Consider the following 22,127-nt stretch of genomic DNA (forward strand, 5'->3'; position numbering starts at 1 on the left):
CAGGCATTGCAGCGTAGGTCGATTTTGTTAGAACCGTGTGTCCGTTGTTTCGTTATATGCGAAGGATTTTCCTAGATGAGCGATACATCCGTCAGTCTCGAGGAGAGCTGGAAGGCCGCGCTGGAGGGGGAGTTTTCAAGCCCCTACATGCAACAGCTCAAATCCTTCCTCGTCGCGCAGAAGCAGATCGGCAAGCAGATTTTCCCCAAGGGCAGCGAATATTTCCGCGCCCTCGATCTGACGCCGATCTCCAACGTCAAGGCCGTCATCCTCGGCCAAGACCCGTATCATGGAGTCGGGCAAGCCCACGGGCTGTGTTTCAGTGTCCGGCCGGGCGTGCGCATACCGCCCTCGCTGGTCAATATCTACAAGGAGATGGAGACGGATCTTGGCATAGCGCCGGCACGTCACGGTTTTCTCGAACATTGGGCAAAGCAGGGCGTACTCCTGCTGAACAGCGTGCTGACCGTCGAGGAGGGGCAGGCGGCTGCTCATCAGGGCAAGGGGTGGGAACGCTTCACCGACGCCGTCATCCGCAAGGTCAACGATGAATGCGAATCCGTGGTCTTCATGCTGTGGGGTTCCTATGCCCAACGCAAGGCCGCCTTTGTCGATACTACGCGGCATCTCGTGCTCCGGGCGCCGCATCCCTCACCGCTTTCGGCCCATAACGGGTTTTTTGGCTGCGGGCATTTTTCGAAGGCGAATGCCTTTCTGCAGTCGCGCGGACGTGCGCCGATCGACTGGCAATTGCCGGCCGACCCCCATGGGGCGTAGGTGTGAACGGACTTTGGCGTTCGTTCACTAAAAGAAGACAATGCGTTTTGGTCTACGGGTCTGTTCTACGGGAGTTTCAGCGCGCATCTTAACCTCATCGAAAGCCCGCAACGGCGGGCATGAAAGGGGTTTGACATGCTAGATCAGATCAAGGGTCTCCACCACGTCACGTCGATGGCGCAGGATGCCCGCACCAACAACCAGTTTTTCACCAATGCGCTCGGCCTGCGACGCGTCAAGAAGACGGTGAATTTCGACGCGCCGGATGTCTATCACCTCTATTATGGTGACGAGACCGGTGCGCCCGGCACGGTCATGACCTATTTTCCGTTCCCGAAGATGGCGCAGGGCCGTCCCGGCACCGGCGAAGTGGGCACGACGGTGTTTTCCGTCCCGCAAGGCTCGCTTGGCTTCTGGAGCGATCGCTTTGCCGCGCTTGGTGTCGACGGTCTCAAGGCTGAGGAAAGTTTCGGCGAAAAACGGCTGAACTTCTCCGGCCCCGATGGCGATGGCTTCGCGCTCGTCGAGGTCAAGGATGACGCCCGCCAGTCCTGGACACATGGCGGTATCAACGAGGATCATGCCATTCGCGGCTTCCACTCCGTCGCCATGCGGCTGAGGGACGAAGGCGCTACGGCCGAACTCCTGAAATTCATGGGTTACGAGGTCGCCGAGGAAAGGGACGGCGTCAAGCGGCTGATCAAGCCCTCCGGCAATGGCGCGCATCTCATCGATCTCGAGACCATGCCGAACATTGCCCGTGCCCTTCCGGGCGCCGGCTCCGTCCACCATGTCGCCTTCGCCGTCGAAAACCGCGAGAAGCAACTCGAAGTGCGCAAGGCGCTGATGGACACCGGCTATCAGGTCACGCCGGTGATCGACCGCGATTATTTCTGGGCGATCTATTTCCGCACGCCGGGCGGCGTGCTGTTCGAGGTCGCGACCAATGAGCCCGGCTTCGACCGCGACGAGGATACGGCCCATCTTGGTGAAGCCCTGAAACTGCCGCAACAGCACGCCCACCTTCGCGCGCTGCTCGAGCAGCATCTGCAGCCGCTCGAAATGTGAGGAGAAGCAATATGACCGAAACCGGATATTTGCACCGGCTGCATGCCGGTGCACCTCATAAACCCATCCTGCTGGTGCTGCACGGCACCGGTGGCGACGAGAACCAGTTTTTCGACTTCGGCCGGCGCCTGCTGCCCGAAGCGACGATTCTCTCGCCGCGCGGCGATGTTTCCGAACACGGCGCGGCGCGGTTCTTTCGCCGCACCGGAGAGGGGGTCTACGACATGCCCGATCTCTCACGCGCGACGGAGAAGATGGCCGCCTACGTCAAGGCATTCGCTGACGAGTACCAGGCTTCCGATATTCTCGGCCTGGGTTTTTCGAACGGCGCAAATATTCTTGCCAATGTACTGATCGAGAAGGGTATCTTCGATGCCGCGGTTCTGATGCACCCGCTCATTCCGTTTCAACCCGCAGCCCAGTCGACGCTGGCGGGAAGAAAGGTGCTGATGACGGCCGGGCAACGGGATCCTATCGCGCCCGTCTCCATGACAGAGGCGCTGTCCGAACATCTGAAAAACCGAGGGGCGGAGATCAGGGTGGTCTGGCATCCCGGCGGTCACGAGATTGCGCCGCTCGAGATCAATGCGGTCCGCGATTTTCTCGGCGGTTATTGATGGCGTGCACCATCGGTCGGCGGGAGACAGGTTTGCGGGACCGGCGAATGCCGGTCCCGCATCTTTGCTGGAACAAGGATCCTATCGTCGTGATCGATAGGACATTAGGGGCGAGGAGGATATTTGCCCCTGATTGCCTTCATGTAGAAATTTCCCGGTGATTCCGCCATCGTCAACCCGACGACGACGCCCTTGGGAACGCCTTCATATTCTCGTCTCTGACCGTTGGTCAGATAGACCCGTAGATGCCGGCTGTCTTCGTCGTAGGTGATCGCCTCGATAAGTTTCGAATCAACCGCAGTTTCCACTTTGCACCCCGCAGTTTTGGATCTGAGATTCCGATCAAGAAATGTCATTCACACTCGCAACGCGCCATCATTATGCTGCGCCGCGGGGGCGTCAAGCATCATCTTCTTTAACGTTCATTTTTTCCTACTGGCTATCGTTATGGTTGATTTTTACAGCTTTCTCGAAGGTGTGGCCTGTGGAAATCCGATACCTATGGCTCCTCCATTTGGGGAATATTAGCCGATAACGTCGCGAGAAACGCGATAATCGCCGGTTTAACGCCGGATTAACCGTCATATAGCAAACTATAGCGTATTATTAACCGCAGCACCCTCCCATGTATGAATGATTACATCCGCAAGGCGGAGCGTGACCCCGCCGCTGCAACGGCCAATATCGGCGTTGCCGAGTCGCAGCTTTATCCGAGCATCGCTCTCAGTGGTGTGATCTCGCCGTCATTCGGCGAAGGACTATGTCACTCTGAATGTGGCAGATTCGGGTACAACTTCGGTGGGGCCGCGATCAGGCCAAATTCTTATGAACACTGAGCCTCATGCCGTTGCAGCGATGGATAAGAGATGGATTGTTTCGGACAACCCGCCGTTTGGTTGGGTCTCATAAATGGGTTCTATGTTTAACTATCTAGCGCCATGGCGACAACAGATACCGATACTGTCCGGCAACCGTAAAAGACGGGCTCGGCTGACGTTTGCCGAAGGCGTATTCGCTGCGGTCTACGCGATGAGCGATGTTCACGGATGTTATAAAGAACTCGTCGAGGCACATCGCCGCATCGAGGAGGATGCTGCGCGCATTCCGGGGCCGAAGCTCATCGTCATGCTCGGCGATTATGTCGATCGCGGGCCTGATTCGAGCGCGGTGCTGGAGTTCCTGAGCAAGACTCCGCCGCCGGGGTTTCAACGTTTCGTCCTGTGCGGCAATCATGACGCCGAGCTGGTGAAGCTCTATCGCAAACCGGCGCGCATTCTTGAATGGCTCGGCTTTGCCGGAACGGAGACGCTGCACTCATACGGTATCGATATCGAGTATCTGCTGCAGTCGGCGGCCGGAAGCGAAACAATCGCCCGCGTCATTCGCAACATGATACCCGAGCGGCATATCCAATTTCTGGAATCGCTGCCGGTCATGCTGCGGATGGGAAGGATCCTCTTCGTTCATGCGGGCATCAGGCCGGGCATCGACCTCAAGAGGCAGAAAGACAGCGACCTTATGTGGATCCGTCAGCCCTTCCTGGATGAAGGGCCGCAGCTTCCTGTCCTCGTGATCCACGGCCACACCCCGGCGCGAATCCCGACATTCGGTCCGCAACGCATCGGTATCGACACTGCGGTTTCGGCGACGGGCCGGCTGACTGTGCTGACAATAAAGGGGACACGGGTCGGAATTCTTTAAATCGGTGAGTATGATGTCGTCCGAAACGCTTACATTTTCGGGGTCATGCTCCAAACCAAACGCCGCGGATTATGCTCCGCGGCGTCAGGACGATCAGATGTTCAGGAGCCTATCTCAGGCGCCAGTCGCTTCGTGATAAAGGTTGGTGCCGATGCCGGTATAGGTAAAGCCGTGTTTGCGGACTTCGTCACTGCGGTAGATATTGCGCAGATCGACGAGGATCGGAGCGCGCATCGACTGCTTCAGGCGATTGAAATCGAGCGCGCGGAACTGGTTCCATTCGGTGACGATGACAAGCGCATCCGCACCAGCAGCCGCTTCATAGGGACCGCTCGCATATTCGATGTTGTCGATTACTTTGCGGGCGTTTTCCATGCCCTCGGGATCGTAGCCGACCACTTGCGCGCCGTTGTCCTGCAAGGTCTGGATGACTGCGATCGCCGGGCTGTCGCGCATATCGTCGGTGTTCGGCTTGAAGGTCAGGCCGAGGATCGCGATCTTCTTGCCGCGAATGTCTCCGCCGACGGCCGAAATGACTTTTCGTCCCATCGCCCGCTTGCGGTTGTCGTTTATCGAGATCGTCGTCTCGATGAGACGCATCGGCGCGTCGTAATCCTGCGCCGTCTTGGCAAGGGCAAGCGTATCCTTGGGGAAGCACGAACCGCCGTAACCGGGGCCGGCATGCAGGAACTTGGAGCCGATACGCCCGTCGAGACCGATTCCGCGCGAAACGTCCTGGACGTTAGCGTCGACCCGTTCGCAGAGATCAGCGATCTCGTTGATGAAGGTAATCTTCATCGCGAGGAAGGCATTGGCCGCGTATTTGATCAGTTCGGAGGTGCGGCGGGTGGTGAAGACCAAGGGCGCCTGGTTGAGATAAAGCGGGCGGTAGACTTCGGTCATGGTTTCGCGCGCCCGGTCGTCGTTCAGGCCGACGACGATACGGTCGGGACGCTTGAAGTCTTCGATCGCCGCACCTTCACGCAGGAATTCCGGATTGGAAACGACGGCGACATCCGCCGCAGGATTGGTTTCGCGCATGATGCGCTCGACCTCGTCTCCCGTGCCGACCGGCACCGTCGACTTGGTGACGATAACGGTGAAGCCTTCCACATAGGTGGCAATCTCGCGTGCGGCGGCGTAGACATAGGAAAGGTCTGCGTGGCCGTCGCCGCGCCGGGACGGTGTGCCGACTGCGATGAACACGACATCGGCGCTGCGGACACTTTCGCCGACATCCGTCGAAAACGACAGCCGGCCAGTGCTGGTATTTTCCGCGACCAATTGCTCCAGACCTGGCTCGTAGATCGGAATGCGGCCTTCGCGAAGGGCTTCGATCTTACTCAGATCCTTGTCGACGCAGATGACGTCGTGGCCGAAATCCGCAAAGCAAACGCCTGAAACGAGGCCGACATAGCCTGATCCAATCATCGTGATGCGCATATTTCCCTCAAATCATTAGAGTAGAACGTCATGCTGCGTCGCAGCATGAGTTCGTCTTAGTCAATCTGGACGAAAAGACAATACCGAAGATCGCCATGGTATCCACATCGGAAATCGAACTCCGGGCACCGCCGTTGGCCGCGCGCAGCCCCGTTGATAGCAAAAAACATAGGTTTGTGTGGGCGATATGACAAGTCGAGCCGCTCGTCAGAGCAGGCTCGACCTCTATCCGGCAACAGGATCAATCAGTCTATGTCGCTGCCTCGGCTGTTACAGCCGGTACCAGACGTAGGGGTCTGTTCCCGATTGAATCTTGTCCCAGCGCAGATCGGTATCGCGCCAGTTCTTGATGCTGCTTTTCCTGTTGTCGAGGACAAGATCGCCCATGTCGGTTCTGACGACGAGGACCGCATGTCCTTCACCGGCGGGCGTATATGCCGTCGCGATCCGCAAAGCGCGCGACGACCAGCCCATCGCTATCAGCCGGCTGCGTTTGGTCAATGCGAAATCTTCGCAGTCGCCGCTGCGCACATTCACCTTCCAGACGTCGCCATTCAGTTCGTTGCGAGAGTCGTTCCGGCCGATCATCGTACGATTGACCGTGCTGTTCACGTTTTTCAGCTGCCGCATCTGCTCGTCGGTGAGCGCAACGACCGCAAGACCATTGTTATCGCGGCATTCGGCCGGGTTCTGGGCGCAGAACAGAACCTGGGCGAAAGGCGGAATGATCTTGCCTTTTTCAGAGATATAACTGACCGCCGAATTACCGGTCAGACCGCGGGCAAAACCTGCGGGGCCGGCGGCGAATGCCGAGCTCGCATTGCCTGCTGTAAGGGCCAGTGCCAGAAGTGTAACGAATGTTTTCTTCATCTCTTAAATCCCCGTCAGGACAACCGATTGAGATCAGGCTTGCCTTTTTTCTCGGTCAATGGCATGGCGATTTGGTGATCTGCCAAGTATTGGGCGCAGAATATCTGTCCCGTTTCTGCTGCTTGGAAGGAGCATAAACAGGGCTTGTCTCGATTGATTTAAACGTTTCGCGACAATTTTAAATGATGTGGAATTCTGTTGCACTTTAACACGCAGGCGCTTGATATGCAACTTATGTTAGTACGGGAATATTGTGCGTACTGGTTGTGGACGCCTCATTCCCGCTGCTGCTGGTGAGCGAATTCAAATGTTATCCAAACTCATCAACAGACAGATCTTGCGGGAGGTGATCCTCGTTGTCTTCATTGGCCTGGCGATATTGACTTCTATTCCGTTCGGAAGCGTCACGCCATTTCCCTTCGCCTTCGCTGCGATCGGAATGTTTATGCTGGCGATTATTTCCGCGCTGTTGTTCGGGGAACCGGGGCAGACCAGATCGGTTTTCAGCATCGCTTTGTTTCTGCTCGTCGTGCTGACTGGCTGGACGTTCATCCAGACCATCGAACTGCCTTCCAACTGGTTGGCTAATCCTGCCTGGAATGCTGCGCGTGATCTAGCAGGTGTCCAGTACGCAGCGATCTCAGTCGAACCGGCCGACACGCTGGCGTCGATCCTCTGGATCGCCCTGCCTTTCGTCACTTTTCTGACCGGGCTTCTCTTGTGCGATACCGATCAGCGCGCGCGGAAAGTGCTGACAGGCCTCGGGCTTACGGCGGGCATTGTCGCTGTTTTCGGCCTGCTGCAGTTTTTGCTGTTTCCCAACATCCTGATCGTCGTGGAGAAACGCGCCTACCTCGACAGCCTGACCGCGGTCTTCGTCAACCGCAATACCGCCGCGACCTTCCTCGGGCTTGGAACGCTGCTGATGCTGACTCTGGTCAGGGACATTACCCGAGCCTATTCGAACTATCCGCCCGGCGAGCCGGGCCGAAACGCGCTTCTCTTGAGATCGTGGATCTATATCCTGCTCTTATGCGCATGCTTCACCGCGCTGATGCTGAGCCGCTCGCGCGCAGGGATATTTGCGACCTTTGTTGCCGCTCTTATCTATTTTCCATGGCTTGTCATCAATTGGAACGGCTCGAGGCGCCATCTGAGACCGGCGCCAAGATGGCGTTCGATGCTGAAGCTCCTCTCGGCGATTGCTTTCGTCGTGCTGCTGCTGACGGTGTTTGCGGGCCAGGCGATTTTGCGCGCGCAAGAGCGGCGACTCGAGGATGATGATCGGTTTTGCATTCTGCCTGGCATATGGCGTGCCATTTCGGATCATTGGTTAACGGGAACGGGGCTCGGAACCTTCCGGACGGTGTTTTCCGCCTACCGCGATCCGGCTTGCGGTATTTTCGGGGTCTTCGACCGCGCGCATAATTTCTATCTCGAAGGATTTTTGGGCCTCGGAATATTGTTCCCGATTGCGACGGTCCTTGCCTTCTCGGTGCTTGCCAGAGTGTTCCGGCGCGGGTTCGCCCAAAGACGGCGTCTCAGGCATTATGTTCTTCTTGGCCTGGCGGCGACTGTTTTGGTCGCCCTTCATGCGGCGGTCGATTTTTCGTTGCAGATACCGGGTTTTGCGGTGTTTTACTCCGCCTTTCTGAGTGCGGTTGTCGCGATATGCCTCGGGCGTAGCAACGGAGAGGCGGACATGGCATATGAGCGGCCGTTAACCACGTAAAGTTTAAAAGGATGGATTTTAATAAGATTTTCGGAAAAGATCGATTGTGCAGGTGCGAACGGTTGACTCTGAAACCCTAGAAATTTTATAGCGGGTCCAGCCTTCGGATTGTTGCGACGCAAAAAAGTCGGACCGAAGTCGTTTTTCGCTTCCTAAAAGGCTGGGCGTTGCCAGCCTGCCACAGTTAGGGGAATGTTAATCGGCTTTCAGTGTTATTGATCGGGGATTGTCTTGTATTTTGTCAGATCGCGGGGCAGTAGCTTCAGGGGCGTAAACGCAGGGTATTCTATGGGTTGTTCTCGTATCGGTAGTACACGCGTCGCCATTGTTGTAGCGCTAACGACTATATTGGCAAGCTGCACGTCGTTGCCAAGATCCGGTCCCGATCACAAAGACGTTGATCGAGATGCAGCGGTGAAAGTGACAACAAAGGAACGTCGCGTCGGTATCGATTACGCCCTTGTCGATCTCAGCAAGAACGTGCTGTCGTATTTTACCGCTCCCCAGCCGACCTCGTTTAAAGGGTTTGGTGGTGGTCGGGGCGGGGCGCCTGAAATTCCCCTCGGTTACGGCGACGTCGTCCAAGTTGCCATCTTCGAAGCTCAGTCGGGCGGCCTCTTCATTCCGTCCGATGCAGGTAGCCGACCGGGCAATTACATCTCGCTGCCAGAGCAGACCATCGATAGAAACGGGACGATCACAATTCCCTACGCGGGTCGGGTTCCGGCTGCCGGTCGCCTGAAGGAGACCGTGGAGCAGGACGTCGAGGATCGCCTGGCGAGCCGCGCGATCGAGCCGCAGGTGGTGATCACGACAACGACAAGCCGCTCCAGTCAGGTTGCTGTGCTCGGTGATGTCAACAATCCTCAGCGCGTCCAGATCAGCCCGGCCGGTGAGCGTGTTCTTGATATCATTTCCGCCGCGGGCGGTTTGACGACCAACAATATCGAAACGAATGTGACGCTGCAGCGCCGCGGCAAGACGGCAACCGTCGCCTACACTACGCTGTTGAAGAACCCTGCCGAAAATATCTATGTTGCGCCGGACGATACGATCTCGATCGATCATGAGCGTCGCACATATCTTGCGCTCGGCGCCGCAGGCGTCAGTGGCCGCTTCGATTTCGAGGAGTCTGATCTGACCCTTGGAGAGGCAATCGCCAAGGCGGGCGGACTGCGCGACGACCGCGCCGATCCGGCTCAGGTCCTGCTCTATCGTCTTGTGCCGAAGAAAACGGTTCAAGCGATGCACGTGGATACGACAAGATTTGCGGGTGAAATGGTTCCGGTGATCATTCGCGCGAATATGCGCGACCCGGCGACCTTGTTTGCTGTTCAGCAATTCAAAATGGAAGACAAGGATATTATCTATATTTCCAATTCGGACTCTGTCGAACTGGTCAAGTTCCTTGACATCGTGAACTCGGTATCATCCACTGTTTCCGGAGTGGCCGACGATGCGAATGATACCCGTAACGCGGTACAAGATCTTGGAAATTGATTGCGATAGGCGGGCAGGCATCGATTGCGGATGATCAATGCCGCCAGCCTATATAGCGGACTTGGTGAAGGACTATGGTTGTGGCAAGGTCAGGTGTTTATCGTAAGCTTGCATATAGCGGAATTGTCGTCGCGATGTCTGCCGGAATGAATTCAAGCGCTTTTGCGGCAGCTTGTTTGGGTCCGGCAAATCTGACTTCCGTCGATGTCAGCGGATTTACGGCTAGCCCGGCCGTTCTGCTCGACATGTCCGACCCGTTGGTTTTGTCATCGCGTGTTCGCGCGCTGGTTGGAAGCAGCAATGATACGTTGTTGCCTGTGATCGAGCAGGCCAAGAAGGCCAGTGCCGCACAGATGGCGGCTATCGGCTCCGGTCTCGGACGGGCCGCAAACAGCTGCCAGGTGACGGATCCGCAATTCAAGCTGGCGATCGAAAAGGCTGTTGCCGAGGCGGCGAGCGCCAATCCGAACCTGGCGCCGCTGCTTGCAGCCTTTGCAAAGGTCCTTGCCGAAGGCGGGACCGCGGCGCTCGGCCCGGGTGCAAGTGCCGCCGCCGCCGCATCCGGCATCGGTAATGACGGACAAGTTGGGCAAACCGGGCCTGGAGCGGACGATGGTACGCCGTTCGACGGCGCTACGACAACAGCGGGTACGCTGAAGGTTTCGAATGCTGGTTCGGATGATTCATCGTCGACTTCAACGACAATATTCAGCACCGGAGCGGGAGGGCAGTCGTCTACCGATCCGACGGAGTCGACGAGTCAGAGTGTCCCGGTCATACAATAGCTGGAATTGCCCTTAGATCTTAGCACTTGACGCCTTTGTTGGAGATCGAAATTGCTATCGCCAGATAAACTTACGCCGCGTATCGACCCCTCCCGCGATACCGGAAATGATGCTGATTTCATCGATTTCGACAAGCTCATCGCAATCGCCCGGCGACAGTGGCGGATGGTTGCGGCGTGCGGTTTTGCCTTCGCCATTCTCGGCATTGTGTATGTCCTGACTTCGGTGCCTGTCTACACCGCCGACACGAGCGTGCTGATCGACCGCAGCGATAGTCAGGTGATCAACCAGCTGGCGGCTTTCGGCCAGATGGACGACGACGAAGGTACTGTCCTCAGTCAGGTCGAGCTTTTGAAGTCCGACACCATCGCCTATGCTGTTGTCGATAAACTGAAGCTCGTCGACAATCCGGTGTTCACGGCACCGAAAAGCTCGCTTTTCTCTGTTTCAACGTTGAAATCCTTCGTGAATTTTCGGTCATGGTTTGCCGATGATGCAGCCGTCGCACCCGATCCTGAAAGGAAGCGGCGAAGCGCTGCGGAGACCGTCGCGGGCAACATCGACGTCGAACGCGTCGGTCGCTCCTATGTCCTTGATGTCAGCTATACCGCGCAGTCGCCCGATCTGGCGCGTGATATCGCGGCTGCCATCGCCGACGTCTATCTCGTCGACAAGCTCAATTCGAAATACGAGGCGACACGTCGGGCCGGCCAGTGGCTGCAGGAGCGTATCGAAGAGCTCCGGCAGCAGGCGTTGGACACCGACCTTGCTGTTCAGAAATTCCGCGGCGAGCATGGGCTTGTCGAGGCCGGGTCAGGTACACTGATCAGCGAGCAGCAGCTTTCCGAGATCAATACCCAATTGATCAATGCGCAGGCCGAGACGGCGAAGGCCGAGGCAAGATATGCGCGCGTCAAGTCGATCATCGACGCCAAGCAGACCGATGCGATCGTCACGGACGTGCTCGATAGCTCCATTTCCAACGACCTGCGCAAGAAGTATCTGGAGGCTTCCAAGCTCGAGACAGAAATCGAGGCGCGGCTCGGCCCCGATCACGTCCAGGCGGTTCGGCTTCGTGCGGAAATGGAAGAATATAAAAGGCTCATGTTCGATGAGTTGAACCGCATCGCCGAGAGCTACCAAAGCGAGCTGCAGGTCGCGAAATCGCGGGAAAACTCTTTGCGCGACAGTGTGACACAGGCGACGGGCGTTGCCGCAACGGCTGGCGAAACGCAGGTGCAGCTTCGTGAACTCGAGCGCACGCGCGATACCTATAAGAATCTCTATCAGAGCTTCCTGACACGCTACCAGGAAGCAATTCAACAGCAGAGCTTTCCGATTACCGCTGCCCGCATCATCACGACGGCGGAGACGCCGACGAAGCCGAGTGCTCCGAAGAGAGCTCTCGTCGTTGCTTTCGCGATGTTCGTGGGATGTGCATTTGGATGTGGTATTGCTGCATTCCGCGAATTCAGGGATCGGTTCTTCCGCACCGGCGATGATGTCCGGGATGTGCTCGATGTCGAGTCTCTCGGTGTCATGCCGCTGATTGAAAACAACGTCGACGATCCGACGCTTGTTGATCCAAGCAATCCACGAAGCATCGCCAGGGGCGGGAAGACGACGACCTATGTCGAGGAGCATCCGCTCTCGGCATTTGCCGAGACGCTTCGAAGCGCCAAGATTGCCATCGACCTCAGTGCTGCCGATCAGCGCTGCAAGGTCATTGGCGTCGTTTCGAGCTTGCCCGGCGAGGGGAAGTCGACGACATCCATCAATTTTGCCAAGCTCCTGGCAATGCAGGGTGCGCGTTGCCTGCTTATCGATGGCGATATGCGCAATCCCGGTGCCACCCGGGCGATCGGCCGCCATGCCGAGGCCGGCTTGCTCGAGGCGATCGTCGACAGCCGTCCGCTCAAGGATCTGATCCTTCTGGATCCAAAAACAAAGCTCGCATTTTTGCCGACGGTGGCACGATATCGTGTTCCGCATTCGTCGGAGCTACTCGCGTCACGCGGCATGGATCAGCTTCTTGAAACGGCGCGTCAAAGCTTCGACTATATTATCGTCGACCTGCCGCCCTTGGCGCCGGTTGTGGATGCGCGCGCTATCAATTCGAAGCTCGATGCGGTGGTTTTCGTTATCGAGTGGGGAAAGACATCGCGTAAGGTCGTGCAGTCGACCCTGCTGTCCGAGCCGGAACTCTATGCGAAATGCGTCGGTACTATCTTGACCAAGGTCGACCCGTCGCAGATGAAACTCTACCGGACATTCGGTTCGAGCGAATATTACTATAAGCGTTACTCGCGATACTATACCGAAAGCTGATGTTCCGCAGTCAGTCCGCTTCGATTACCAGGGTCACCTTTGTTATCGTCACCGTTGTCTTGGTGATGCTGGCTGGTCGAGAGCTCTACGCTTCGATAAGAACGGCCAGCATCTCGATCGTCGCCGAAAGGATCGAGCGTGGCGAAACCGTTGCGGATGATGTCGTGACCAAATATGCGTCGCGCAGTGTCGACGTCGTTGGCGGACACTATTGTCGATCCGACATCGTGGCTGCTGGTGTAACCCTCGTTCTGGCGCAACTCGATCGGCAGAATGTCAATGTCAATTACGACGGCTGGGCCGCGGCAGCATCGAGTGCGCGCCAGTATCTGCGGCATGCGCTTTCGTGTATGCCGACGAACAGCAATTTTTGGCTTCGTCTTGCGGCCGTGCAGTCGACAATTGCGGAAGAGCCGGCCTCGATCGCGGGAATGATGAAGCGTTCGGTTGCGCTTGCGCCGTACGACCAGGTGATGATCCTGACGCGATTTTATTTCTGGAACGATTTCACTGATGCAACACTTGTCGCGGCGAAAAGCGCGCTCGACAGCGATCTCATGACCATGCTGAAACGGGGCGATCGTTGCAGGGTCAATGCCACGATAAGAGAGATCAGCCCACAGCTCCGCCCGATCTTCGATCGCAGCTGGACAAACGTCGGAGAGGCCGCGACGGCGCGGTTCCGACAGCGCTGCAGCAAGTAATCATCGAGGCTGGTTCTTAGAGAAAGTTCCAAGCTTTTGGCTGACAGGCTACGGCTCTTTCACTTGGCCGAATTCAACTTGCATAAAACAACGCCCGCGGTCTGCGCGGCGGGCGTTGCATTTTGATTGGCGATTGATGATCAGACTTCTGCGTCCGCGCCAGTGATGTTGAGTGTCAGAACGCCGGCGTCGGTGTGGCCTTCTCCGTCGGAGATCTTGTAGAACTGGATGGTCTCTGTGACCTGGTCCCCCGGAGCGATATCTGCTGTCAGATCATAGGTGAATGATCCATCCGCTTTTACATGGAACGTACCATACGTACCGGCGACGTCGGTTGTTGCGCTCGGGTCGCCGTTTACGGTCGTGGTGCCGAATAGGCGGAGGAAGAGGTGGCCATTGTCGCCGGCAATGTCGTTGTCCAGGGCGTTGCCGCTGATGGCGTCGCCTTCGGTGAAGCTGTAGTTGTCGTCGACAGCGATCGGCTTTACCTGGCTTACGCCCTGAATATTCAGGGTGAATAGGCCGACATCGGTGTGACCGGCACCATCAGAGATCTTGTACGAGACCTTCTCCTGGAGCAATTCACCGTTGGTGAAGCCGACTTTGGCAGCGTCGCTCAGAACGTAGGTATAGCTGCCGTCCGGCTTAACGAAGAAGGTGCCGTAATCGCCCTGGATCTCGGTGACCTGGCTGTTGCCTTGCTTGGAGCCAACGCCCTGCTGATCGAAGAAACGAAGGAACAAGTTCCCATCGGATGTATCGTTCGCCAGCAGATTTCCGGAAATAGCGTCGGTTTCCAGGAATGTTGCACTATCATCTGTTGCATGAATAGCCATTACTGTCTCTCCTCGGATTGTTCTTTGCTAGGTCAATTCTGACCTTTAGCGAGCTGGTCGATTAAGGATATCTTAATACAGAGAGTCAAGGGTGCAATTAACAGCAAGTGAACATTTTCGGGTGTATTGTACAATAATGACACACCTGTGACACGCATAAGGCGATGAAACGCATGGTAATTATTGCGTTAATAATAAGTGAAAATACCAAATGGTAGATTCGGACTTATGTTTCTTCGGAGGAGAAGAAATGTTTATTCAGCAGCAATTTATAAGAATACGCGGAGGTGCTTATCCTCAGATGAGATGTTGATACAATCACTACGGGCTACAGCTTGAAATCTCAGTCTTGCTTCGGTTCCCGCACCGGCGTCTGCTTTTCGACGAAGTAACTGATGTCATGATTTTGTAACATTTGTTTATCAAGTAATGTTTCTCTCGAAGCGCAATTGGCGTAAAATAATATGCGATGCGTGGAGAATAATCTTATTTGCACTAGAGATATTGGGTAACATCGTCGTAACTGTGCGACGAAATTTTTGTTGCAGTGCAAAATATTTGATAAACGAAGATGTTTTGTGGTGAGCGTAAGAATTATCGTGAGATAGAACGCATTTTAGTGTTCCATTTTAGCAGGCAGAGAGAGGTCTGCGGGTAAAAGATTTTCCAGTATCTTTGGGAGATCACAGGCGTGACCGTCTATTATGTAAATTCCGCAACAGGATCCAATCAGAACAGTGGAGTGAGCGAGCAATCGGCTTTCGCGACACTTTCCGCTGTCGAATCCTTGAGGCTAAAGCCGGGAGACAGCGTGCTGCTTGCCGCCGGAAGCGTGTTTAACGAGCAATTCGACCTGAAATACTCCGGCACTGTCAGCTCTCCGATTACAATTGGCAGTTACGGCGTTGGCGATGCGCCGATTATTCACAGCAGCAATGACGGCATCCACGGCTCGAAGGCTTCAAACATCATCGTGGAGAACATCAAGATTGCTGATACCGGCGGTGCGGCGATATATGCGGGAAATGTCTCCAACTGGACCGTCCGCAACGTCGAGGTCGAAAATACCGGACTTGCCGGCAAGCCCGGTTCCGTCAATTTCCAGAGCAGCCAGAACATTACCATCGAGAACAGCAAGATTTCCGGGGTAAATGGAGACGGCATCTGGATGGATAAAGTGGTTGGCGTTACCATCGTTAATAATCTGGTCATCAACAGCCAGGGCGCTGCGGCAGACGCCGTTCAGTTGAACGACAGCAGCAATATCCTTATCAAGGGTAACCACCTAGAGCAGACGGAGACCAACAGCGCAAAAGGCGTCCTGGTGCTTGTTCGGGCTGTAAATGCAGCAGTCGAGGACAACACCGTGATCGGCGGCGGTTTCGGGATAGGTGCCAATGCGGGCACGAATATCGCCATTCACGACAACGACATCTCGGGATACGGCGGCTATAGTTGGTCCTACGGTATCGGCCTTGGCGATCAAGGCAATGCGACAAATTACGATATCAGTGGAAACTATATTCACGACGGCGTCTGGGGCGTGTCGATCAGCGCTGCAGGTTATCCCAGTTATGCACGCACCGATATCGATATTTATGGTAATGTTTTTGACGACCTGTCGTCCTCGGCGCTGAAGGTCGACAGGCCTGCATCGGGATCTTTCCATGAAAATATCATCGACAGCGCGGTGTCGACGTTGACGATGCCCGTCGCAATTGCCCTCCAGAGCACCTTCTTGATCAACGACAATAAGACCCTGGAGCAAGCGCAGGCCGAACTCGACGCCACGAGTGGCGACGACACCCCGTCGAACAGTGAGACGCCTACCACGCCGGTTGTGGAGCCGCCTGTCGAACCGTCAACACCGACGCAGACAAGCACTCCGGCGCCCGCGGACGAAGTGCACGTTCCGACCGCACCCACCGTCGCCGTTCCCAGGATTGTTGCAGCCCATGACAGCCTGAAAATCTCCACGGATACGGGCAGCGCCTATCATGGCAATCTCCTTGAAAACGATAGCGCAATCAATGGAACCGTGCTGCTTCGTCGCTTCGGTGACAGTGCCGTGGATAAGCATGGCCTGACGCTGACCGGGAAATACGGGGTCATCCATGTGCAGAGCGATGGTGATTACACCTATACGGTCGATGCGGTGAAAATCGCCGGTCTCAGCGGGAAGGTCAGCGAATCCTTCCAATATAAAATTTCTGACGGCGCTTCTCACATCGATACCGACTCGCTCGGCGTGTATATCAATGTGGACGCGTTCCATAGCAGCCAAGCGTCGCACCTGCTGGTTTGAATCACGCCAAACTAGAGAGCGACGGCCCGCTGTTCAGCACTTGAAAGCTTGATGATGAAGGGGTGTCGCCGTTCATAGGAAAAATGAACTATAGATTGAATTTGTAGTTAACGCCCCAGTAAACGTCGCTAATATGCGCGCGATACGTTCATCCCTCTGCGCCGTTGTTGGGAAATTTGCGATTTTCACTTGCTTAGGTTGGTATATTTAGCGTAGCGTCAAGTCAGAATCCCTGAAGCCGCTCGTTATAAATTGGAATTTTTGGTCACTTTTTGGTTGGATTCATGTAATAGGTCGTGGGCTTGCAAGCGGGTCCGGCGGTGTCGGGGGTCCAAGGCAGTCGTGTCATTGATCGGGCGTGATGGACCCGGAGCTGGAGTGTGCGCCGGCATATTTGCTTTCGTGCGATGCGGTAAGAGAGGGATTACTTCGTGTTTCAGAGTTCAGCAGCCGATGTCAGCGAGCCATCCAAAGCATTAAAGAAATGCAAGGGGGGGCTTGTTTTCATTGGAATAGCAAGCGCGCTTATCAACATCCTATACCTTACAAGTTCATTTTTTATGCTTGAGGTGTATGATCGGGTCATTCCCAGCAAAAGCATACCTTCTCTGGCTGTCCTGGCAATACTTGCGTTGATGCTTTACACGTTTCAAGGAGCGTTCGAGGTTCTGCGAAGCAGGATGCTGGTGCGTGTTGCCGGAGCGCTTGACGAGATGGTGAACGGGCGCGTGTTCCGCGCGCTGATCAAGGCTCCGTTGAAGGTCAAAATCGGCGGCGACGGGCTTCAGCCGTTGCGCGACTTCGACCAGATCAGAACCTTCCTGTCCGGCCAGGGTCCGACAGCGATGTTCGATCTGCCATGGTTGCCGTTCTATATCGTGATCTGCTTCCTCTTTCATCCGGCGATCGGATATATCGCGATTGGTGGAGCGCTGGTTCTCGCCATCCTGACGTTCATGACCAATCAGGGAACGCGTACGCTCTCAAAAAAGCAATCTGACTCCGCCAATATGCGAAATGCCTTCGCGCAGACCTCGATCCGCAACTCCGAGGTCATCCACGCCATGGGCATGGCAGGCACGATGGCCGAAATCTGGGATCGCAAGAACAGTGAATACCGGACGATCACCCGGCAGGCATCGGATATCGGCAATGGATATGCGACCTTGTCGAAGATTTTCCGTATTGCTTTGCAATCGGGAACGCTCGCGACCGGCGCGATCCTGGTCATTCAGGGGCAGGCCTCTTCGGGCATTATCATCGCCGGCTCGATATTAACCTCGCGCGCCCTGGCGCCTGTCGAAGCGGCGATAGGGAATTGGCGTGGTTTCGTTTCTGCTCAGCAGAGTTGGGCGCGGCTTTCGAGCCTGCTGAAAACCATTCCTGAGATTCCGGCCCCTCTTGCGCTCGCGGCTCCTACCAAGCAAGTCACTGTCGAAGGACTGGCGAGCGGGCCGCCGGCAGGTCAGCGCCTGGTCATTTCCGATGTCAGCTTCGGCTTACGGGCAGGGAGCGCGCTTGGGGTCATTGGTTACAGTGCCTCGGGTAAGTCGTCGTTGGCACGGGCGATGATGGGTATCTGGCCGACCGTCAGAGGATCTATTCGTCTGGATGGCGCAGCACTCGACCAGTGGGACGGCGACGCACTTGGCCGGCATATCGGTTATCTCCCGCAGGATGTAGAGCTTTTCTCGGGAACCGTTGCGCAGAATATCTGCCGTTTTGCGAAGGAAATGTCGCCTGAGAAGGTGGTTGCCGCGGCGAGAGCGGCGCGTGTTCACGATCTCATCCTGCGTCTGCCGAATGGTTACGAAACCGAAATCGGCGAAGGCGGTGCTGCGCTTTCGGCTGGCCAGAGACAGCGTATCGCGCTGGCAAGAGCGCTTTACGGCGAGCCATTCCTCGTCGTGCTCGACGAGCCAAACTCCAATCTCGATGAAGAAGGCGAGCGGGCGCTGAGTGCCGCGATCATGAGCGTGCGGGCGCGGGGCGGCATTGTGGTCGTCATCGCACATCGATCCGGCGTTCTGGCCGTCTGCGACTTCGTGCTGATGATGCAGGACGGCCGCATGATCGCGTTCGGTCCCAAAGAAGAAGTTCTGGCGAGAGTCAGCCGGCCGGAAGCGGCGCGCACGCCGATTGCCGAGCGCGTGGCTCAGCTTAAAGTCGTGGTCGACGGCATGAATGCGGCCGAATAGGCCAGAGGGAAGATTGTGAGCAAAGTTATCAGTGAATCCAAGCGCTCCCTTAATCGGCATGTTGCCGTTGTCGGTGTGTTGTCGATAGCCCTCGTTTGCGGCATTGGCGGTTGGGCGGCGACGACAGAGCTTTCGAGCGCTGTCATCGGTGAGGGCGTGATCGTCGTCGACGGCGATGTCAAGAAGGTCCAGCACCTGACAGGTGGTATCGTGTCGGAGTTGCTGGTTTCCGAAAACGACCATGTGACGGCAGGGCAGGTGCTGATACGGCTCGATGGGACAACGACGAGAGCGAATCTCTCGATTGTCGAAAGCACCCTGGCTCAGCTTTATGCGCGCCGCGCCCGTCTGAAGGCGGAACGAATCGGGGCCGATTCGTTCGAGGTCGAGGAAAACATCAGGGATCTGACATCCAGCACCTCCGCCGAGAAGCTTCTTGATGGCGAGCAAAAGTTGTTCGACAGCCGCAGGACGGCACTTATCGGAATGAAGAGCCAGTTGGCATCGCGCAAGGATCAACTGGGCGAGCAGGTAAAGGGATTGGTCGTTCAGATCAATGCCACCAACGATGCCTTGGCCTTGATCGAACAGGAGCTTGAGGGCATTGATACGCTCTACAAGAAGGGGCTCGTCACGCTTCAGCGTTTGAACACGCTCAAGCGCGCCCGCGCCGATCTCCAGGGCAACAGCGGCCAGGAGATCGCAGCTAAGGCAGAAGCCGAGGGCAAGGCAATCGAGATCGATCGCCAGTCGATCCAGCTGGATGAGGATCGTCGTTCGGAGATTGCAAAGGACCTGACCGACGTCGAGGCGCAGATCGCCGAATATGAAGAGCGCCGCGGAACCGCACTCGATCAGCTGCACCGTCTTGACATTACCGCACCGTTGACTGGGCGAGTTCACGAACTTTCGGTTCACACCGTCAACGGTGTCATTGATCCTGGTCAGACGTTGATGCTCGTCGTTCCCGAAAATAACGAGCTTACGGTCGAGGCGAAAGTCGCCACCCGCGATATTGACCAGGTTCACGTTGGCCAGTCCGTCGACGTGCGTTTCAGCGCTTTCGATCAACGCACGACGCCTGATGTGAGCGGGGAGATTACCTCGATCGCGCCCGATATCGTCAAGGACGAGCGCACGGGCATCAGCTACTATCCATTGCGCGTCAAGCCGAAAGCTGAGAGCATCGCCAAATTGAAGACAATAAAACTCTATCCCGGCATGCCGGCGGAGGTCTTCATCAAGATCGGCGATCGGACCGTGATATCCTATCTGACGAAGCCGCTGACCGATCAGATGCAGCACGTATTTCGCCAGGAGTGATTGGCGGCTGTTTCGCGTCATTAGGAGCACCGACGTTTCGAAGCAGCCGTTGTCACCCGCCAGGATGAGATTGGATGACTTCGGCTTGCTCGAACAGGCATGAGCGTCCATTTCACGAAATTGTCTCAAGTCTGCTGCAAGGTCTTCTCATGATATGTTTGCAGCTTTGGCAAGCGTTGCCGACTGAGAGGCGACCGGCTTATGGACTGGTTCTGTTTTTGGCGTGTCTGGTGATGCTTTCAGCGGTCAAAAACGGCTATGCCGATAGTCCTCAGCCGCTGAAAATAGTGGCCTTCGGAACATCCTTGACGGCCCGCGGAGGATGGCAGCCTGCCCTTGAGACAGAGCTTGCAGCTTGCGTGCAGAAGTCGGTGAAGGTCGAGAGCGTTGCAAAAAGCGGTGAAACGTCACTATGGGCTCTGACCCAGATTGATCGCGTCGTTGCCGAGCAGCCGGATATCATCCTGATTGAGCTCTACGCCAATGATGCGACATTGCATCGGTTCGTTTCGCTTGCGCAAAGCCGAAAGAATATCGGCGACATCCTCGACCAGCTCCGGCAGCGCCTGCCGCAAGCGCGGATCATCGTCATGGGCATGAATCCGTTTTCGGGACTACGTGGGCTCATCCGCCCCTTTGTCGACAGCTACATCTCGGCACATCAGGCGGAGGCGCAAAAACGTGGTCTGGAGTTTGTCGACCACCGGCCCAACTGGGAGCGTCTGACGCCGGATGATCTGGCCAAGGCAATTCCTGATGGCGTGCATCCTCTGCCCGACATAGCCTCCAAAATCATCGCGCCTGAGCTCGTTAAACGTATCGCCGGCAACAATTGCGGAGAATGAAAATTCGCTCGTAAGCGTCAGAGTCTATGACCGCTCTCAGGGCTCAGACTGTCGCAATATAGTTTTTCAGGTAGGTGACCAGTGAAGCCCGACCGGCTTCCGACGAATCTTCGTGAGATGGGCTATCCAGCTCTTCGAGCAGATAGTTCCGGAGATCGTCATCTGTGTGCGCGACATAGATGCCCGGCCGGCCCACGAGCTGGCTTACCGTGGCGAGCTGATGATCGTTTCGGTGCTCGCCGAGAGCCGCCTGCCGGGGAACGAGAATGATCGGCTTCCCAAAACGCTTGGCCGTAAGCACAGTGCCAATTCCCGCATGAGAGACGATGACACTTGCATCGCGAAAGACGTTATCAAAGTCTTTGGGCTCGATATTCTTGATCCATTTCATATTCTGTGGCGTGTAGGTGCCCTTGCCGATCTGCGCCAGAACCGGTTTCGACAGTTCGTTTGCGAAGGTGTCGACAGCCTTGACGAGGCGATCAAACGGCAGCTGCGTTCCGACGGTGACAAGGATCAAAGGACAGCTCCTGCGTAATGGGGGCCATCCGGCCTCGACAGATGTTGCCATTGCGTCAGCCAGAGTGTCGCAATATGCCCGGCCAGTTTACCCGATAGAGACAGCTTCTCGACATTGGCGACGCTATCGATCCAGATCGTCCGCTTGCCCGTCAATTTGCCGGCCACTAGGCAAAAAAGCCCGGGTGCGGCACCGGTCGAGATGATGACGTCGGGCCTGTGCTTGATGACGATGGAGAAGGCGGTGAAAAAGCACCGGATCGACATGGTAATCGAGTCGCGACTGCAATCGGGAAGCACCAGACCGTCACGAATGTCGTATTTGGCAAGCAGGCCCGGGATGGTCGTTGCAAAGACGATATCGCAGCCTTCGAACGCGCTGCGCATAGCCATCAGCTGCTCCCAATGGCCGCCTCCTGACGAGGCTGCGAGAACCTTCAATTTCTTCTCAGTCATAGACAGGCATCTCCTATATTTGACCGACGATAAGAGCGAAAAACCGATTTGTTCGCGCAGCGGTTGTGTCACGATAGTTCAGCGGAAGTGTAGCATTTTTCGCCCGGTTGGTTGAAGCCG

General features: G+C 56.2%; 19 protein-coding genes and 1 pseudogene. 14 read left to right on the plus strand and 6 right to left on the minus strand.

Annotation, left to right across the window (positions count from 1 at the left end; translation table 11 throughout):
• Window positions 1–75: 75 nt before the first annotated feature.
• The 3 genes from ung (at window position 76) to G9X64_RS34590 (ending at window position 2,462) form a co-directional block, all read left to right on the plus strand.
• Window positions 76–777, plus strand: coding sequence for a uracil-DNA glycosylase (ung, locus tag G9X64_RS34580; protein WP_168309354.1), 702 nt, complete (start codon window positions 76–78; stop codon window positions 775–777).
• A 135-nt stretch (window positions 778–912) separates the two neighbouring features.
• Window positions 913–1,845 (plus strand): VOC family protein, encoded by a 933-nt coding sequence (locus G9X64_RS34585; protein ID WP_168309355.1) that lies wholly within the window; start codon window positions 913–915, stop codon window positions 1,843–1,845.
• An 11-nt stretch (window positions 1,846–1,856) separates the two neighbouring features.
• A complete protein-coding gene (locus tag G9X64_RS34590) occupies window positions 1,857–2,462 on the plus strand; it encodes an alpha/beta hydrolase (protein WP_168309356.1) in 606 nt (201 codons plus the stop codon).
• Between the two features lie 104 nt (window positions 2,463–2,566).
• Here the strand turns inward: G9X64_RS34590 and G9X64_RS34595 are convergent, their stop codons facing one another.
• Complete coding sequence (locus G9X64_RS34595) at window positions 2,567–2,818, minus strand: KTSC domain-containing protein (RefSeq protein ID WP_168309357.1); 252 nt, start codon at window positions 2,816–2,818, stop codon at window positions 2,567–2,569.
• A 285-nt stretch (window positions 2,819–3,103) separates the two neighbouring features.
• Here G9X64_RS34595 and G9X64_RS37370 point away from each other — a divergent pair.
• A pseudogene (locus G9X64_RS37370) lies at window positions 3,104–3,211 on the plus strand (TolC family protein); the annotation flags it as partial.
• Window positions 3,212–3,371: 160 nt separating this feature from the next.
• Window positions 3,372–4,163, plus strand: coding sequence for a metallophosphoesterase (locus tag G9X64_RS34600; RefSeq protein ID WP_168309358.1), 792 nt, complete (start codon window positions 3,372–3,374; stop codon window positions 4,161–4,163).
• 114 nt (window positions 4,164–4,277) lie between these two features.
• Here G9X64_RS34600 and G9X64_RS34605 read toward each other — a convergent pair whose 3' ends face one another.
• Both G9X64_RS34605 and G9X64_RS34610 read right to left on the minus strand, forming a co-directional pair.
• Complete coding sequence (locus G9X64_RS34605; RefSeq protein ID WP_168309359.1) at window positions 4,278–5,606, minus strand: UDP-glucose dehydrogenase family protein; 1,329 nt, start codon at window positions 5,604–5,606, stop codon at window positions 4,278–4,280.
• A gap of 270 nt (window positions 5,607–5,876) precedes the next feature.
• On the minus strand, window positions 5,877–6,476 hold the full coding sequence (locus tag G9X64_RS34610; RefSeq protein ID WP_168309360.1) for a transglutaminase-like cysteine peptidase: 600 nt from the start codon (window positions 6,474–6,476) through the stop codon (window positions 5,877–5,879).
• A 307-nt stretch (window positions 6,477–6,783) separates the two neighbouring features.
• Here G9X64_RS34610 and G9X64_RS34615 point away from each other — a divergent pair, with 307 nt between their 5' ends.
• From G9X64_RS34615 to G9X64_RS34635, 5 genes are all read left to right on the plus strand, one after another.
• Window positions 6,784–8,208 (plus strand): O-antigen ligase family protein, encoded by a 1,425-nt coding sequence (locus G9X64_RS34615; RefSeq protein WP_168309361.1) that lies wholly within the window; start codon window positions 6,784–6,786, stop codon window positions 8,206–8,208.
• 288 nt (window positions 8,209–8,496) lie between these two features.
• The gene (locus tag G9X64_RS34620; RefSeq protein WP_168309362.1) at window positions 8,497–9,708 is read left to right on the plus strand and encodes a polysaccharide biosynthesis/export family protein; all 1,212 of its coding nucleotides are present in this window, start codon (window positions 8,497–8,499) and stop codon (window positions 9,706–9,708) included.
• Window positions 9,709–9,782: 74 nt separating this feature from the next.
• The gene (locus tag G9X64_RS34625) at window positions 9,783–10,493 is read left to right on the plus strand and encodes a sugar transporter (RefSeq protein WP_168309363.1); all 711 of its coding nucleotides are present in this window, start codon (window positions 9,783–9,785) and stop codon (window positions 10,491–10,493) included.
• A gap of 51 nt (window positions 10,494–10,544) precedes the next feature.
• Window positions 10,545–12,821 carry a polysaccharide biosynthesis tyrosine autokinase gene (locus G9X64_RS34630; RefSeq protein ID WP_168309364.1) on the plus strand — a complete coding sequence of 759 codons (2,277 nt, stop codon included), beginning with the start codon at window positions 10,545–10,547 and terminating at the stop codon, window positions 12,819–12,821.
• Window positions 12,821–13,525 carry a hypothetical protein gene (locus G9X64_RS34635; protein WP_168309365.1) on the plus strand — a complete coding sequence of 235 codons (705 nt, stop codon included), beginning with the start codon at window positions 12,821–12,823 and terminating at the stop codon, window positions 13,523–13,525. The genes G9X64_RS34630 and G9X64_RS34635 overlap by 1 nt, the downstream gene beginning before the upstream one ends.
• A gap of 140 nt (window positions 13,526–13,665) precedes the next feature.
• On the opposite strand, the gene rapA2 is transcribed toward G9X64_RS34635, so the two are convergent.
• The gene (rapA2, locus tag G9X64_RS34640) at window positions 13,666–14,361 is read right to left on the minus strand and encodes a calcium-binding lectin RapA2 (RefSeq protein ID WP_025395616.1); all 696 of its coding nucleotides are present in this window, start codon (window positions 14,359–14,361) and stop codon (window positions 13,666–13,668) included.
• A 691-nt stretch (window positions 14,362–15,052) separates the two neighbouring features.
• On the opposite strand from rapA2, the gene G9X64_RS34645 reads away from it, so the two are divergent.
• The 4 genes from G9X64_RS34645 to G9X64_RS34660 all read left to right on the plus strand — a co-directional run bounded on the left by G9X64_RS34645 (window position 15,053) and on the right by G9X64_RS34660 (window position 21,032).
• Window positions 15,053–16,666, plus strand: a complete 1,614-nt coding sequence (locus G9X64_RS34645; protein ID WP_168309366.1) for a right-handed parallel beta-helix repeat-containing protein — start codon at window positions 15,053–15,055, stop codon at window positions 16,664–16,666.
• A gap of 431 nt (window positions 16,667–17,097) precedes the next feature.
• Window positions 17,098–18,864: a type I secretion system permease/ATPase gene (locus tag G9X64_RS34650; RefSeq protein WP_065280971.1), complete on the plus strand. Its 1,767-nt coding sequence runs from the start codon at window positions 17,098–17,100 to the stop codon at window positions 18,862–18,864.
• Between the two features lie 15 nt (window positions 18,865–18,879).
• A complete protein-coding gene (locus tag G9X64_RS34655; RefSeq protein ID WP_168309367.1) occupies window positions 18,880–20,187 on the plus strand; it encodes an HlyD family type I secretion periplasmic adaptor subunit in 1,308 nt (435 codons plus the stop codon).
• Between the two features lie 149 nt (window positions 20,188–20,336).
• The gene (locus G9X64_RS34660; protein WP_168309480.1) at window positions 20,337–21,032 is read left to right on the plus strand and encodes an SGNH/GDSL hydrolase family protein; all 696 of its coding nucleotides are present in this window, start codon (window positions 20,337–20,339) and stop codon (window positions 21,030–21,032) included.
• A gap of 43 nt (window positions 21,033–21,075) precedes the next feature.
• Here the strand turns inward: G9X64_RS34660 and G9X64_RS34665 are convergent, their stop codons facing one another.
• Together G9X64_RS34665 and G9X64_RS34670 are read right to left on the minus strand one after the other, a co-directional pair.
• The gene (locus tag G9X64_RS34665; RefSeq protein WP_168309368.1) at window positions 21,076–21,552 is read right to left on the minus strand and encodes a glycosyltransferase; all 477 of its coding nucleotides are present in this window, start codon (window positions 21,550–21,552) and stop codon (window positions 21,076–21,078) included.
• Window positions 21,549–22,007 carry a glycosyltransferase family protein gene (locus tag G9X64_RS34670; RefSeq protein WP_168309369.1) on the minus strand — a complete coding sequence of 153 codons (459 nt, stop codon included), beginning with the start codon at window positions 22,005–22,007 and terminating at the stop codon, window positions 21,549–21,551. The genes G9X64_RS34665 and G9X64_RS34670 overlap by 4 nt, the downstream gene beginning before the upstream one ends.
• Between the last annotated feature and the right edge of the window lie 120 nt (window positions 22,008–22,127).

The sequence above is a fragment of the Rhizobium sophorae genome, assembly GCF_013087515.1.
Taxonomy (GTDB): domain Bacteria; phylum Pseudomonadota; class Alphaproteobacteria; order Rhizobiales; family Rhizobiaceae; genus Rhizobium; species Rhizobium sophorae.

Excerpts from the sequence above, each read along its gene's own strand:
- rapA2 (WP_025395616.1), bottom strand. The coding sequence starts at position 14,361 with ATGGCTATTCATGCAACAGATGATAGTGCAACATTCCTGGAAACCGAC.
- G9X64_RS34585 (WP_168309355.1), top strand. The coding sequence starts at position 913 with ATGCTAGATCAGATCAAGGGTCTCCACCACGTCACGTCGATGGCGCAG.
- G9X64_RS34610 (WP_168309360.1), bottom strand. The coding sequence starts at position 6,476 with ATGAAGAAAACATTCGTTACACTTCTGGCACTGGCCCTTACAGCAGGC.
- ung (WP_168309354.1), top strand. The coding sequence starts at position 76 with ATGAGCGATACATCCGTCAGTCTCGAGGAGAGCTGGAAGGCCGCGCTG.
- G9X64_RS34660 (WP_168309480.1), top strand. The coding sequence starts at position 20,337 with ATGATATGTTTGCAGCTTTGGCAAGCGTTGCCGACTGAGAGGCGACCG.
- G9X64_RS34590 (WP_168309356.1), top strand. The coding sequence starts at position 1,857 with ATGACCGAAACCGGATATTTGCACCGGCTGCATGCCGGTGCACCTCAT.
- G9X64_RS34620 (WP_168309362.1), top strand. The coding sequence starts at position 8,497 with ATGGGTTGTTCTCGTATCGGTAGTACACGCGTCGCCATTGTTGTAGCG.
- G9X64_RS34600 (WP_168309358.1), top strand. The coding sequence starts at position 3,372 with ATGGGTTCTATGTTTAACTATCTAGCGCCATGGCGACAACAGATACCG.
- G9X64_RS34605 (WP_168309359.1), bottom strand. The coding sequence starts at position 5,606 with ATGCGCATCACGATGATTGGATCAGGCTATGTCGGCCTCGTTTCAGGC.
- G9X64_RS34635 (WP_168309365.1), top strand. The coding sequence starts at position 12,821 with ATGTTCCGCAGTCAGTCCGCTTCGATTACCAGGGTCACCTTTGTTATC.
- G9X64_RS34625 (WP_168309363.1), top strand. The coding sequence starts at position 9,783 with ATGGTTGTGGCAAGGTCAGGTGTTTATCGTAAGCTTGCATATAGCGGA.
- G9X64_RS34615 (WP_168309361.1), top strand. The coding sequence starts at position 6,784 with ATGTTATCCAAACTCATCAACAGACAGATCTTGCGGGAGGTGATCCTC.
- G9X64_RS34670 (WP_168309369.1), bottom strand. The coding sequence starts at position 22,007 with ATGACTGAGAAGAAATTGAAGGTTCTCGCAGCCTCGTCAGGAGGCGGC.
- G9X64_RS34595 (WP_168309357.1), bottom strand. The coding sequence starts at position 2,818 with ATGACATTTCTTGATCGGAATCTCAGATCCAAAACTGCGGGGTGCAAA.